This window comes from Mesorhizobium sp. WSM3864, from assembly GCF_002294955.1.
Lineage (GTDB): Bacteria > Pseudomonadota > Alphaproteobacteria > Rhizobiales > Rhizobiaceae > Mesorhizobium.
The window spans coordinates 115,538-128,140 of sequence record NZ_NSGD01000001.1; the positions used below are offsets into that span (position 1 = coordinate 115,538).

General features: G+C 62.6%; 16 protein-coding genes. 4 read left to right on the top strand and 12 right to left on the bottom strand.

Features of this window, described 5'->3' with window-relative positions; all coding sequences use genetic code 11:
- Positions 1-8: 8 nt before the first annotated feature.
- Complete coding sequence (locus CK215_RS31175; protein WP_170950188.1) at positions 9-275, top strand: hypothetical protein; 267 nt, start codon at positions 9-11, stop codon at positions 273-275.
- A 254-nt stretch (positions 276-529) separates the two neighbouring features.
- Here CK215_RS31175 and CK215_RS00550 read toward each other — a convergent pair whose 3' ends face one another.
- Positions 530-715 (bottom strand): hypothetical protein, encoded by a 186-nt coding sequence (locus tag CK215_RS00550; RefSeq protein ID WP_066999640.1) that lies wholly within the window; start codon positions 713-715, stop codon positions 530-532.
- A gap of 220 nt (positions 716-935) precedes the next feature.
- On the opposite strand from CK215_RS00550, the gene CK215_RS00555 reads away from it, so the two are divergent.
- The gene (locus tag CK215_RS00555) at positions 936-1,835 is read left to right on the top strand and encodes a LysR substrate-binding domain-containing protein (RefSeq protein ID WP_066999645.1); all 900 of its coding nucleotides are present in this window, start codon (positions 936-938) and stop codon (positions 1,833-1,835) included.
- A gap of 1 nt (position 1,836) precedes the next feature.
- Here the strand turns inward: CK215_RS00555 and CK215_RS00560 are convergent, their stop codons facing one another.
- The 3 genes from CK215_RS00560 to CK215_RS00570 form a co-directional block, all read right to left on the bottom strand.
- Complete coding sequence (locus CK215_RS00560) at positions 1,837-2,796, bottom strand: alpha/beta hydrolase (RefSeq protein ID WP_095829805.1); 960 nt, start codon at positions 2,794-2,796, stop codon at positions 1,837-1,839.
- 231 nt (positions 2,797-3,027) lie between these two features.
- Positions 3,028-3,213, bottom strand: a complete 186-nt coding sequence (locus CK215_RS00565; RefSeq protein WP_067329623.1) for a hypothetical protein — start codon at positions 3,211-3,213, stop codon at positions 3,028-3,030.
- Between the two features lie 185 nt (positions 3,214-3,398).
- Positions 3,399-5,468 (bottom strand): ASKHA domain-containing protein, encoded by a 2,070-nt coding sequence (locus CK215_RS00570; RefSeq protein ID WP_095829806.1) that lies wholly within the window; start codon positions 5,466-5,468, stop codon positions 3,399-3,401.
- Between the two features lie 89 nt (positions 5,469-5,557).
- Here CK215_RS00570 and CK215_RS00575 point away from each other — a divergent pair, with 89 nt between their 5' ends.
- Positions 5,558-5,800, top strand: coding sequence for a hypothetical protein (locus CK215_RS00575; RefSeq protein WP_245299687.1), 243 nt, complete (start codon positions 5,558-5,560; stop codon positions 5,798-5,800).
- Positions 5,801-5,879: 79 nt separating this feature from the next.
- On the opposite strand, the gene CK215_RS00580 is transcribed toward CK215_RS00575, so the two are convergent.
- The 7 genes from CK215_RS00580 to CK215_RS00610 all read right to left on the bottom strand — a co-directional run bounded on the left by CK215_RS00580 (position 5,880) and on the right by CK215_RS00610 (position 11,390).
- Positions 5,880-6,857 (bottom strand): methyltetrahydrofolate cobalamin methyltransferase, encoded by a 978-nt coding sequence (locus CK215_RS00580; protein ID WP_095778498.1) that lies wholly within the window; start codon positions 6,855-6,857, stop codon positions 5,880-5,882.
- 141 nt (positions 6,858-6,998) lie between these two features.
- A complete protein-coding gene (locus tag CK215_RS00585) occupies positions 6,999-8,093 on the bottom strand; it encodes a methylenetetrahydrofolate reductase (RefSeq protein ID WP_095780812.1) in 1,095 nt (364 codons plus the stop codon).
- Positions 8,090-8,689, bottom strand: coding sequence for a methylenetetrahydrofolate reductase C-terminal domain-containing protein (locus CK215_RS00590; protein WP_066999668.1), 600 nt, complete (start codon positions 8,687-8,689; stop codon positions 8,090-8,092). The genes CK215_RS00585 and CK215_RS00590 overlap by 4 nt, the downstream gene beginning before the upstream one ends.
- On the bottom strand, positions 8,682-8,984 hold the full coding sequence (locus tag CK215_RS00595; protein WP_066999671.1) for a virulence factor: 303 nt from the start codon (positions 8,982-8,984) through the stop codon (positions 8,682-8,684). Before CK215_RS00595 ends, CK215_RS00590 begins: the two co-directional genes overlap by 8 nt.
- A gap of 135 nt (positions 8,985-9,119) precedes the next feature.
- A complete protein-coding gene (locus tag CK215_RS00600; protein WP_095829807.1) occupies positions 9,120-9,902 on the bottom strand; it encodes a formyl transferase in 783 nt (260 codons plus the stop codon).
- A 115-nt stretch (positions 9,903-10,017) separates the two neighbouring features.
- A complete protein-coding gene (locus tag CK215_RS00605; protein ID WP_095829808.1) occupies positions 10,018-10,593 on the bottom strand; it encodes a DUF4893 domain-containing protein in 576 nt (191 codons plus the stop codon).
- A 167-nt stretch (positions 10,594-10,760) separates the two neighbouring features.
- On the bottom strand, positions 10,761-11,390 hold the full coding sequence (locus tag CK215_RS00610) for a DUF1638 domain-containing protein (RefSeq protein ID WP_066999681.1): 630 nt from the start codon (positions 11,388-11,390) through the stop codon (positions 10,761-10,763).
- Positions 11,391-11,446: 56 nt separating this feature from the next.
- On the opposite strand from CK215_RS00610, the gene CK215_RS00615 reads away from it, so the two are divergent.
- Positions 11,447-11,584, top strand: a complete 138-nt coding sequence (locus CK215_RS00615; protein ID WP_019858698.1) for an entericidin A/B family lipoprotein — start codon at positions 11,447-11,449, stop codon at positions 11,582-11,584.
- Between the two features lie 83 nt (positions 11,585-11,667).
- Here the strand turns inward: CK215_RS00615 and CK215_RS00620 are convergent, their stop codons facing one another.
- Positions 11,668-12,366, bottom strand: a complete 699-nt coding sequence (locus CK215_RS00620; RefSeq protein WP_066999684.1) for a B12-binding domain-containing protein — start codon at positions 12,364-12,366, stop codon at positions 11,668-11,670.
- Positions 12,367-12,603 lie beyond the last annotated feature (237 nt).

Below are 12,603 nucleotides of genomic sequence, written 5' to 3' on the forward strand. Positions count from 1 at the left end.
GGGCGACGTTGAATTTCATTCAGCGCGACGGCAACCAGGTGCCGTTCGAAACTGCTGTCTCAGGCAACGAAGCCGAGGCGAGCGGCAGCCATGGCGCCGGTCTGGCCGGGCATGGTCTTGGCAAGACGCTGACGCTCAAGAGCGGTCGTCAGGTTCATTTCGCGACGGGGGAACAGGCGGGCAAAGAGCTTCATCATCATCTCCATTTGGTTGCTCAGACGGGTCGCCTTCGCTTAATGGAGTGGGGCAGCTCGTTTTTGCTGGCGGTGATATAGGCCTGCTCCAGCCAAAACTAAATCGCAAAAACGAAGCGCTTGTTATGAAAAGCGACATCCCACGCGACATTTTTGAGCTCTGCGCTCGAAATTTACTATTAGTTACAGGGCTTTAATTCGAAACGGACGTCGCTATGCGAGTGCTTCATATGCGTCATGCGACGGCCGCATGGCTGGAAAAGTCATTTGAGTACAAACAAAATGGCCTGCCGGTCTGACACGCGGCAGGCCCTTAGCACGTGATGCACACTTATTTACTTGGCTCCGGCCCAGGTTCCCACGCCGTAGCGCAATCCAGTCTTGGCATCGGCGGCTTCCGGCCAGCCGATATCCTTCTGCAGTTCGATCGGCAGCGCATGGATTGCGCGTTCGGTCTGGTAGCGAGCGCGGGCGGCGCTGAATTCGGTCGCGAGCCGACCGATAGACGACAGGATAGACATTTTCTTTCTCCTCGATTCGGGCAGGGAGGCGCCCGGCAATGGGTTACGTCAGGTCTGTTTCAGCTTCATTTCATGTCGAGTGCAGGCCTGTATCATGGTCGTTCGATGGCTGCTTTTGGCAGCATCCTGCATCGATCGAGTTGACTATGCGCTCGAAGTGATGTTCAATCAAACGAAATGGAATGATCATTTGCATCAGAAAAATTGAAGGCAAGCTCCGATGAACGCCCCACTCAACCATCCTTTGCCGCTGCTCGATCTCGACGTGCTGCGCACCTTCGTGGCGATCGCCGAGACCGGCAGCTTCACCACCGCCGCCAATGCGGTGTTCCGCACCCCCTCGGCCGTCTCCATGCAGATCAAGAAGCTCGAAGACATTCTGGGCCGTTCCGTCTTCGCGCGCGACGCGCGCTCGGTGACGCTGACCACGGACGGCGAGATGCTTCTCGGCTATGCCCGGCGGCTTTTGTCGATCAACCGCGAAGTGGTGTCGAAGTTCATCATTCCCGACATTGTCGGTGTGGTCAGGCTTGGCTCCCCGGACGACTATGGCGAGCGCGTGCTGCCCCACGTGTTGAAGCGCTTCGCGCAATCGCATCCGTCGATCGCCGTCGACGTCACCATCGACCAGAGCGTCAATCTGCGCCGCCGCATGGACGACCGTGCGCTCGACATCACGTTGCTCACCAATTCCTACAAGACCAGCGCGGTCGGCGCCGAGGTGCTGCTAACCGAGCCGATCGTCTGGGCCGGCGCCAAGGGCGGCTGCGCGCATCTGCGCGAACCGCTGCCGGTTTCGCTTTGGGAAGAAGGCTGCGCCTGGCGGGCCGGCGCCCTGGAAGCGCTGGGCCGGGAAGGCCGCAACTACCGCATCGCCTATATGAGCGCTCATACCGCCGGCCAGCGCGCCGCCATCATGGCCGACCTTGCCGTCGCGCCGCTGCCGAAGTCCTTCCTCGGCGACGAGATGGTTTCGCTGGGCGCGAAGGACGGCATGCCCGATATCGGCACCTACAATCTCGCCATGGTGGTGGCACCCGATGCCAGCGCGCCGGTGAAGGCGGTTGCCGACCACATCCGCGCGACCTTCGAACTGTTCCGGGAAACCGGCAAGTTCTGAGCTATTCGGCCGCCGGCGCAGGTCGCGCCGCATAAGTGGTTCGGCGCGATGCATGGGCTCGCTGCGGTAGGATCTCGGCTGTGAGGAAGTCGACGATGCTGTCACGTGCGCGCCGCGCTTCCGGCATATCGATCAGCGGCCAAACGTGGAACATGCCTTCCTCGTATACGACATCGACCTCGACGCCTGCGGCGCGCGCCCGTTCGGCGAAGATCAGATTGTCGGGGCTGAGCAGGTCGCGCGAGCCGGTGAGCAGCAGCGTCTTCGGCAGCACCGAGAGATCGCCGTAGAGCGGGCTGATGTGCCAGTCGGAGCGGTCGATGCCGGCGCTGTAGAGCCGGATCGCCTCGAGCCCGCCGGGGATGCCCAGCCAGGGGTCGTTGCGTTCGGCTTCGAACACTTCCGGATTGGACAAGGACATATCGAGGCCGGGCGAGATCAGCACGTGGCGCGCCGGCGAGGGCAGGCCTTCCTCGGCGGCCATCATGGTGAGCACGACTGCCATGTTGCCGCCGGCGGAATCGCCCATGAAGACGATGTTCTCGGCATTGGTCTCTTGCAGCATGCGCCGGTAGACGTCGCCGACCATGCCGAACATGTCATGGAAATTGTGCTCCGGCGCGATCGGATAGATCGGCACGGTGATGCCGAAGCCCAGCCGCTCCGCCATCTCGGCAATCAGCACCCAGTGATAGGACGTGATCTGAAAGACGAAGGCGCCGCCATGCAAATAGAGGATACGCCGGCGCTCGCCCGATTTCGGTGCGATCTCATAGACGGGGAAACCATCGACGCTGGTCTCGGCGATATCCAGCCGCGCCTTCAGAAGAGCCGGCGGATGATAGTCTTCGGTCTTGCGGGCGTAGGCGATCCAGCGCTGCAGATTCTCGGGACTGGAAAAGGCCTTCTTGCGGCTGTGCCTGAGAATGAACGAAACGACGTGGCTTTTCAAACTGGGCATACGGAACACGGATCGGTCGAGCCGACTAAGAGAAATTCCCCCTGCTATGCGAAGATTGTAGTCAGGTTGAAAATGTCAAGGTTCGCAGCGGGCACATCGGCGTGATGCGACGCCGGTCGCGTCAACGGCGCCCTGGCAGCAGCGCGGCGCGCAACTTGTTGTCGCCGATCGCCGAGGCCGCTTGCCGGCCTCGGCGCTTGCCGAGCAGCTTACATTTGTCGGCGAAGGTCATCAGCGGGCGGTGCCCAGGAGCAGCGCGTGCAGGGCTGCCTGCGGGTCGCTCGGCGGCGAAGCCGGCCAGCCGATATCCTTCTGCACATGCACGGGCAGGTCGTTGAGCGCGCGGATCGCCTTGCTCCGGGCATGAGCCTGCCTGATGGTCACGCCGAAGCGGCCGAGGTTATCGAACATCGACATAGTGGGTTCCTCCGGAAGGTCGCGCCGGCTCGAAGACATTTCGCGCCAGCCCTTCGATGGCGGGCTAAATGCGCCCGGCATGTTTCCGGCGGATTTCACGAAAACAGCGTTCCGGTTTCCGGATCGATGGATCCGGAAACGTTTGCATGCATACGAACCAAAGAGAGGCTTCGGGCGAAGGGAACCTATTCGCGCCCGCGCCGCGCCGCCCGTTCCTCGCGCGAGCGCCGGCGCGGGGTGGCGTCGCCCGCGGTGCCATCCTCGCCGACCGTCTTGCGCGGCGGCAGCTTCACTGTGGCCGCGAGCTTCGGGAAAGGGTCAACCTTGTTCGGCAGCGCCATGGCGTAGACGAAGTGCTCCTGGAATTTAGGCTCCAGCGCGGTTTCGATCTTTTCGATCCTGCTCACCGTCTCCTCGATCTCACGGCGGTAGCCGCGATTGAGGAGCGCCATGCGCGCGCCGGCGCCGGCGGCGTTGCCGACGGCCGAGACCTTGTCGAGATCGCAATCGGGAATGAGCCCCAGCACCATGGCGTATTTCGGGTCGATGAAAGAACCGAAGGCACCGGCGAAATGGATGCGGTCGACATGGTCGGTGTGCTGCTTTTCCATCAACAGCTTGGTGCCGGCGTAGAGCGCCGCCTTGGCGAGCTGGATGGCGCGCACGTCGTTCTGGGTGATGGTGATCTTCGGCTCGCCGTCCTTCAGCACATAGGAGAAGGTGCGGCCGTTGGCGACGATGCGCGGCGAGCGCGCACCAAGCGATCCGTCGACGACGCCGTCCTCGGAGATGATACCGGCGAGATACATCTCGGCCACCACTTCGATGATGCCGGAGCCGCAAATGCCGGTGACGCCGGTCGCCTGAACGCTTTCGGCAAAGCCCGGCTCATCCGACCAGAGTTCCGAACCGATGACGCGGTAGCGCGGCTCAAGCGAGTCGGGATCGATGCGCACGCGCTCGATGGCGCCGGGCGCCGCGCGCTGGCCGCCGGAAATCTCGGCGCCCTCGAAGGCCGGGCCGGTGGGAGAGGAGGCCGCAACGACGCGCGTGCTGTTGCCGAGCACGATCTCGGCATTGGTGCCAACGTCGACGATCAGCATCATCTCGTCCTGGCGGTGCGGACCCTCGGAGAGCGTGACCGCGGCTGCGTCGGCGCCGACATGGCCGGCGATACAAGGGAGCATATAAAGGCGCGCGCCCTGGTTCAGTTTCAAGCCGAGATCGGAGGCCTTGATGCGCACGGCGCCGGAAACGGCGAGCGCGAACGGCGCGCCGCCGAGCTCGGTCGGATCGATGCCGAGAAACAGATGATGCATGATCGGATTGCCGACGAACACCGCGTCGAGGATGTCGTTGCGCTGGACATTGCCTTCCGCACAGACCTTGTCGACCAGTCCGGAAACGGCCTCGCGCACGGCGACCGTCATGCCCTCGCGGCCGTCCGGGTTCATCATCACGTAGGAGACGCGGCTCATCAGATCCTCGCCGAAGCGGATCTGCGGATTGGAGGTGCCGGAAGAGGCGGCGACGCGGCCCGACAGCAGCGACACGAGATGCATGGCAATGGTCGTCGAGCCGATGTCGCAGGCGAGCCCGTAGGCCTCGTTCTTCAGGCCTGGCCACAGCGCGATGACGCGCGCGATGTCGCTGTCCGCATCCTTGTGGATGGCGGCGGTGGCGGTCCAATTGCCCTTGCGCAGAATGCCCTGCACTTGCGGCATGAGATAGAAGTCGAACTCGACGTTCTTGAAACCCCAGTCCTTCGTCAAGGCGATCTTGAGTCGGTCGAGGTCGCCGAGCGGCTTGTGCATGTCGGGCTCTTCAATCTCGACATAGCACATGCGGATTGCCGTATCGCGAGCGATAACCCTGGTGTCAGCTGCCTTGCGGATGGTCTGGGCGTTGATGACCGTGTCCTGCGGCACGTCAATGACGAGGTCGCCGAGAATCTGCGCCGAGCAGGAGAGGCGGCGGCGCTCGGGCAGGCCGCGCACGCGCTCGTAGCGCTCTTCCTTGGCGCCCTTGGGCGAGATGTGGTCGTTGGCAGAGACGATCTTGTGCTTGGCGAAATTGCCTTCCTGCACCTCGATCTGGCAGCGCCCGCAAGTGGCGCGGCCGCCGCACACGCTCTCGACATAGACGCCGAGCTGGCGCGCGGCGTCCAGCACCGGCGTGCCAACGGGAAACCGCCCGCGCTTGCCTGACGGCATAAACAGCACAAGCGGATCGGTGATGTTGGGCGGGGGATTCATGCTGGCACGCGTCTCGATGGCAATTGCCGATACCGTTTAACGGATCGTTTTACTGTTGGGTGGAGTGTACGTTGGTCCAGGGGCCAAACATGTCGGATATTCTGCTGCCCGCCATCTTCACCGCTTTCACCATGGTGCGCGTGCTCAAAGGCCCATGGCTGCGCAATCCGCAATATCTGGCCTCCGGAATTCTCGGCGCGATCGTCGGAGCGCTCCTGCTCCACGCATTCTGGCCCGCCTACGACGATGATGTCATCGTCGGCGGCGGCACAGGCATCTTCGGATCCTGGGCTGGAATGGCGTTGTTCGACGCCATATTGGGCGTCGCCTGACCGCAAAGCAGACTTCTCCGACCGCATCGACGATGCGACCGGATCAGGGCTGTTTGCAATGCGGCTCACGATTGCGCGCTTACCCCCTGGCCATGCGGGCTTCACGACCGCCGCGGCGACGCCCGCCGGCAGCGGCGGCGCCATCGCCAGGGGCGGTGACCGCGACCGGAGCCGCGACCGCATGGCCGCCTTCGGCCGGCTTGTAGTCCTTGTAGGTGCGGATCCAGTTGGTGCAGTTCTCGTCGGTGCCGTTGAGCACGTTGGCGCCGCGCACGGCCTCCATCTCCTGCGGGCGGACCGGGTTCATGATGGCGCTCGTCATGCCGGCGCCGATCACCATCGGGATGAAGGCGGCGTTGATGCCGTGGCGATGCGGCAGGCCAAACGAGATGTTGGAAAGGCCGCAAGTGGTGTTGACCTTGAGTTCCTCGCGCAGCCGGCGCAGCAGTGCGAACACCTGGCGGCCGGCATCGCCCAGCGCGCCGATCGGCATCACCAGCGGATCGACGACGACGTCATGCGCGGGAATGCCGTGATCGGCGCAGCGCTCGACGATCTTCTTGGCGACCGCGAAGCGGACGTCCGGATCCATCGAGATGCCGGTCTCGTCATTGGAGATGGCGACGACCGGAACGTTGTATTTCTTGACCAGCGGCAGGATGGCTTCGAGCTTCTCTTCCTCGCCGGTGACGGAGTTGACCAGCGGGCGCCCCTTGGCGACCTTCAGCGCCGCCTCGATCGCGGCGGTCACCGAAGAGTCGATAGACAGCGGCAGATCGACCAAGTTCTGCACGATCTCCAGCGTCTGCACCAAAAGCGCCGGCTCGGTCGCATTGGGGTCGACGGCGGTGACACCGGCATTGACGTCGAGCATGGTGGCGCCGCAGGCGGCCTGCTCCAGCGCATCCTTGATGACGGTCTCGAAGTTGCCGGCCACCATCTCGGCGGCCAGCTTCTTGCGGCCGGTCGGGTTGATGCGCTCGCCGATCACGCAGAAGGGCTGATCGAAGCCGATGACGATTTCTCGGGTCGCCGAGGCGACGATGGTGCGGGTCATGCAATCTCTCCGTCGGGATATAAAGAGTTCTTTATATCGTTATCTGGTCTTGTTCAAGCGGACGGGTGCCGGCCGCGCCTTGGACTTTAAGTTCATGTATGTCGTTGCCCCAAACCGGTTCTCACTTTTGGGCGACATACATCAATGCGCGGTCTTCACCATGTCGACCTGGGTTTCGGTAATCTCGTCGTGCAGTATGTGGTCGAGCCGCTCCGCGACGATCTGGTCGTCGCGGCGGATCTCCCGTTTCCAGGGCTGGCGGCCTTTCAGCACGCCGGATTCATCGACGATCTCGGCGACATATTCTTCCTGGCGGTAGGCCATCACATGGACGCCGGCGACGCCCGGAATTTCCTTCACCTCGTTGATGATGTCGATGCAGAGCTGCTTGCCTTCCTTCTTCTGGTCCTGCGCGCCTTCGAGCCGCTTGATCACCGCATCGGGGATATGGATACCCGGCACGTTGGAGCGGATCCATTTGGCGGTCTTGGCAGAGGCGAGCGGCCCGACGCCGCACAGGATGAAGACTTTTTCGGTGTGGCCGAGGTCGCGCGCCTTTTGCATGAAGGTTCGGAACATCGGCACATCGAAGCAATATTGCGTCTGCACGAATTGCGCGCCGGCGGCGATCTTCTTGCCGAGATGGATGGGACGGAAATCGAAAGGCGGCGCGAAGGGGTTTACGGCAGCACCGAGGAAGACCTGCGGCGGCGTCGTCAGCTTGCGGCCGGACAGGAACTTGCCGTTGTCGCGCATGATGCGGATGGTTTCGAGCAGCGACATGGAATCGAGGTCGAAGACCGGCTTGGCGCCCGGCTGATCGCCGGCCTGCACGCCGTCGCCGGTGAGGCAGAGCATGTTGGCGACGCCCATTGCCGCGCCGCCCAGCACGTCGCCCTGAATGGCGATGCGGTTCTTGTCGCGGCACGCGATCTGCATGATCGGGGCGTAGCCCATGCGGGTCAAAAGCGCGCAGATGCCGACCGAAGACATGTGGCAATTGGCGCCGGAGGCGTCGACCGCGTTGATGGCGTCGACCCAACCGTCGAAGATCTTGGCGCGGTTGTAGACGTCTTCAGGGTCGGCGCTGTCGGGCGGGTTGAGCTCGGTCGTCACCGCGAACTCGCCGCGGCGCAGCACGCGCTCCAACCGACCGCGCGACGAATGGCCGGGCAGGGGATCGAGCGGCAGGTGAACGCCGGCCGGGTTCTCGTCGCGCTGGTGGCGGATGCTCATGCTGAAGCTCCGGGGTTCTGCGGGTTCTGGGCGGCTTCACGCGCCGCGGCCGCCTGCGCGGTCACCCTGAGCCAGGCCGAGGTTTCGCGCAGCGACTGATCGACCGGCTTCTGCACGGTGAGGATCTTGTCGCCATGCTTCATGTTGCGGGAGCCTTCCCAGGCCTTGACCCAGACGCAGGGCATGTCCGGCTCGACCTCGCAATTGCCGTTGGCGCGCACGCCGCCGCACGGGCCGTTGCGCAGCTGCTTCGGGCAGTTCATCGGGCACGACATGCCGGTGGAGGAGAGCACGCACTGGCCGCACATGCGGCAGTCGAACATGAAGCCCTTGACGCGTTTCTCGACGAATTTCACCGGCGCTTCGACGCGGCCGTAGCCGATGCCCTTCCACAAAGGATGCAAGAGCAGGAAGACATCGGCGAACCTGCCATAAAACCATTCGAGCAGTCGCGAATGGCGGATGGACCACAACCTCACGGCAAAAGTGCGCTGAACGCGGCGTTGCGGCGACACGTCCGCGGGCTTGTAGTCGGACTTCGGCGCTGCCTTCTTGACCAGGGTGGCCTGGGTGACCGCCGGCTGCTTCTCAGACATTTTCTTTCCCGCCAGCCTTGACCAGAGCGACCAGCCGCTCGCGGTCATATTTCGTATCGAGTTCCTGGTAGGCCTTCTCAACCTCGGCTTCGATGTCGTCGCCGACCGGAACCGGATCGGCCTTGCGCCATTCGGCGAGGTAATCGTCGGTGCCGCCGGCGCCGGTGCGCATGGCGCACATGTCGATCGCCTCGGTGAAGCGCAGCGGCAGCTCGCGCTTGGCGTTCTGCCGGCCTTTCTTGACGATGACCTGCGCAGGGATATCGCGCCAATAGACGACGATCAGATCGGCCATGAATTCTCAACTCCTCGATGTTGGGAGCATTGCCGCATGCGCCCTTGTGCCGCTTGTTATGGGACGACGCGCGCGCCTTCAAAAGCGACGCTGGCGATGACGCAAAGCGAGTGCTGAATTTCCGACGCTGGCAGATTACCAGACGCACTTCGTCAGGCCGGTCCAGAGGTAGAACCAAATCGTCGGGTGAAACCACTGTTTCGAGGGCAGGCCGGGATCGATCATCGTAAGTTTTCCCGCCAGCGTCTCGGCCACTGCCTGGACGCAGATGTCGCGGGAAAATGCCGCCTGCCGCAGCGCGTAGCTGGCGATGGTGTCGCCGCGTTTCGACTTGCCGCGCGCCTGCTTCAGCACTCCGCCGGTGTCGACGCCGGCATCGACCAGATGCACGGTGGTGCCGAAATTCCCTCGATCACCGGAGGCCAGCGCCCAGTAGCCGCCATTCATGCCACGATATTTCGGGGTAATGCCGGCGTGATAGTTGAGCACCGGGCAAGGCACCTTCGCGAGCATATTCCTCGACAGCAGCCGGCAGCCAGCGAGGAGCACGACGCCCGGCCCGATCTTCTCAATCGCCTGAAGGCATTCCGGACCGTTGGCGGAAGGCACATGAATGATCGTCTGGGTCGGGCGAGGTTCTGTCTCGAGCTTTTCCTCGGCAATCAGCCGTGCAGCATGGCCGGCAAAGAACCGCTTGCCAAGCCTGGTCAGCAGCATCGTGCCGAGCTGGCCGATGGCCGAGATCCAGCCCTGGCGGCGGGCGCGGCCGAGCAGCAAACGCTTTTTTGATTCAGGGGTTTCGAGGATGACACTGACAGGGCCGACGCGATCGGCGATGGCGTTGACGATGGCCCAGATATGCGGACCGCCTTCGGTGACGACCACAATCCGTCGCGGACTGGATTCCGACGTTGCCATGGCAAGCACCCGCTCTCAAAGTCGGGCGCATGCTAGGGAGAGCGGGTTAACCCTTAGTGAGCCAATGGTCGACGCATGATCCTGGTCCGAAAAGTCTGCAACTTTTCGGGCTCAGTCAGCGCTTGAATTCCATGATGTCGAGTTTCGATTCATAATAGGGCGCGGGGAATTCGATGCGCCACTCGGTGGCACTGTTGCGGAAGGCATAGCCCACTTGGTCGCTTTCGGCGCCGCTGCCATAGGGCTTGGCCTTTTCGTCATTGACCGAAAACGAGCCGAGATAGATGGCGCGCTTCTCACCGTCGTCGAAGAAGCGACCGGTGGTGCGCTGCGAGCCGCTGATCTTCTGCAGCCGCCAACCCGAGCCGTCCCCGGTGACCTTACACTTGAACCAGCCATAGATGACTAGCGGGCTCAAGCCGCCGGCCTTGATGGTGCGACATTTCCAGTTGCCGGTCAGATCCTTGTCGGAGAAAGCGACCAGCGGCTTCGCGAGCAGCGCATCGAGTTGCTTGACCTCAGCCGGATCGCCGGCCTTTGCCTCTTCGAGAGCCGCCTTGCGCGTTTCGCCATATTTATCCAGTCGCGCCTTGTCTGCGGCGGTGATCAGCTTCTGCAGCTCGCCGTCGGCATAGGCGGGCAGGGCGAAGCCGATAAGGCAAAGGGCGGCAAGCAGCAGGCGAGGGATCATGGGCGTTTCCCGAATCGGTGGCTGGAACAGCTGTTTGGTCTGCTTGGGGCACAACTTACCCGTTCGCAGGCCGCTGTCATCCGGCTTAACAGCGGAGGCGAGGGGGCTTCGTCTGCAAGTCGATTTTCCGATCCGCAGGCCGCCGTTGAAGCAGCCCTGCGAGAGCCTCAAGCGTTGGCTGCCGCCCGTGCCAGTTCACCCGTGAGATCGCCATAGCCGGTCGAGCGGCGCTCGTAGGCGAGGTCGAGCATGGCGGCGGCTTTCTCGGCAACCTTGTCGAGTTCCGGATCGTCGGTTTGCGCGAGATAGATCAGCTTCTCGTAATTGCCGAAATAGTCCTTGATAAGCTCGGGATGCCTGTCGAGCCCGAGCGGCTTGATGAAGAAGGCGTCGAATTGGCGGCAGAGGAAGTCGGTCATGTAGAACGACATCATGTCGCCGTCGGCGACCTTCGCGTAGGCGTCCATGCCCTGGTAGAAGGCGAAGCAATGGGGGCCGGCCATGCGCTCCACGCCATGCTTCTCGATGACGCGGTCGAGCATGCCGCCGGTGCCGCAATCGGCATAGCCGACGAAGATGTGGTTGTAGCCTTCCGCCTTGGCCTTTTCGATGGCCTTGTCCATGGCCGGCGCGATGCGGTCCGGATAGAAGTGGAACTCGGCCGGCAGGCAGGTCAACTCAAGGTGATCGAGCTTTAGCTGTTGCTTGACGGCCAAAACTTCGCGCGCAATCATCCCGCAGGCGATGACGAGCAGCCTGTCTGTTTGATTCGGTTTCGTTTTTTGCGTTTTGACCATGAACCAGTCGAGCCGGTTTTCGCTGCGGGGCTAATTATCTGTTGAGGGAGACACCCATGAAACTGCTTCGCATCGCGCCGATTGCCATCCTTGCCTGCGCGCTTGCACTCACCGCCTGCGCCAACACCATTCGAGGCGTCGGCAAGGACGTCAAATCGACGGCGAGGGCGGTCAAAGACACTGTCGCCAACTGATCGTTCAGCCTCATCATCATCTGGGAACAAAAAAGCCGCGCTGCAAGGCGCGGCTTTTTTCGATCCATCCTGATGCCCTGGGATCAGGCGGAAGCGCGAACGTTGTGCTTGCGCTTCATGAAGTCCTTGGCGGTCTCGACCGCCACAGCGGCATCGCGGCAATAGGCGTCGGCGCCGACGGCCTTGCCGAATTCCTCGTTGAGCGGCGCACCGCCGACCAGCACGACGTAATCGTCGCGAATGCCCTTTTCCTTCATCGTGTCGATGACGACCTTCATATAGGGCATGGTCGTGGTGAGCAGCGCCGACATGCCGATGATGTCGGGCTGATGCTGCTCGATCGCTTCCAGATATTTCTCGACCGCATTGTTGATGCCGAGGTCGATGACATCGAAGCCGGCGCCTTCCATCATCATGCCGACGAGGTTCTTGCCGATGTCGTGGATGTCGCCCTTGACGGTGCCGATCACCATCTTGCCCTGCTTGGGCGCGCCGGTGGCGGCAAGCAGCGGGCGCAGGATGGCCATGCCGGCCTTCATGGCATTGGCCGAGAGCAGCACTTCCGGCACGAACAGGATGCCGTCGCGGAAATCTTCGCCGACGATGCGCATGCCTTCGACCAGCGCCTCGGTCAGCACCGTGTAGGGCTGCCAGCCGCGCTCAAGAAGGATATGCGTGCCTTCCTCGATCTCTTCCTTCAGCCCGTCATAAAGGTCGTCATGCATCTGCTGCACGAGTTCCTCGTCGGAAAGCTCGGAAAGGATGATCTCGTCGTCGGACATTTTTTCCTCGGGCTCCTTGCTGCTCGGAATGCTTGCTGCAGCTCAAAAATCGATGCGCCAATACCTAACCCGCGAGGGCAAGGTAGCCATAGCTGATTTGCGACTTCCCGCAAAAGGAAAGCGACTGAAAAGTTGGCGGTTTTCTTGTCGATTTTGCGACAGGCGTTGGCGCTGGCGGGCCGTTTCCAATAGGGTGCATGGCTACGATCCGGAAAGAAGCGGCGGCGAACCGGCCGC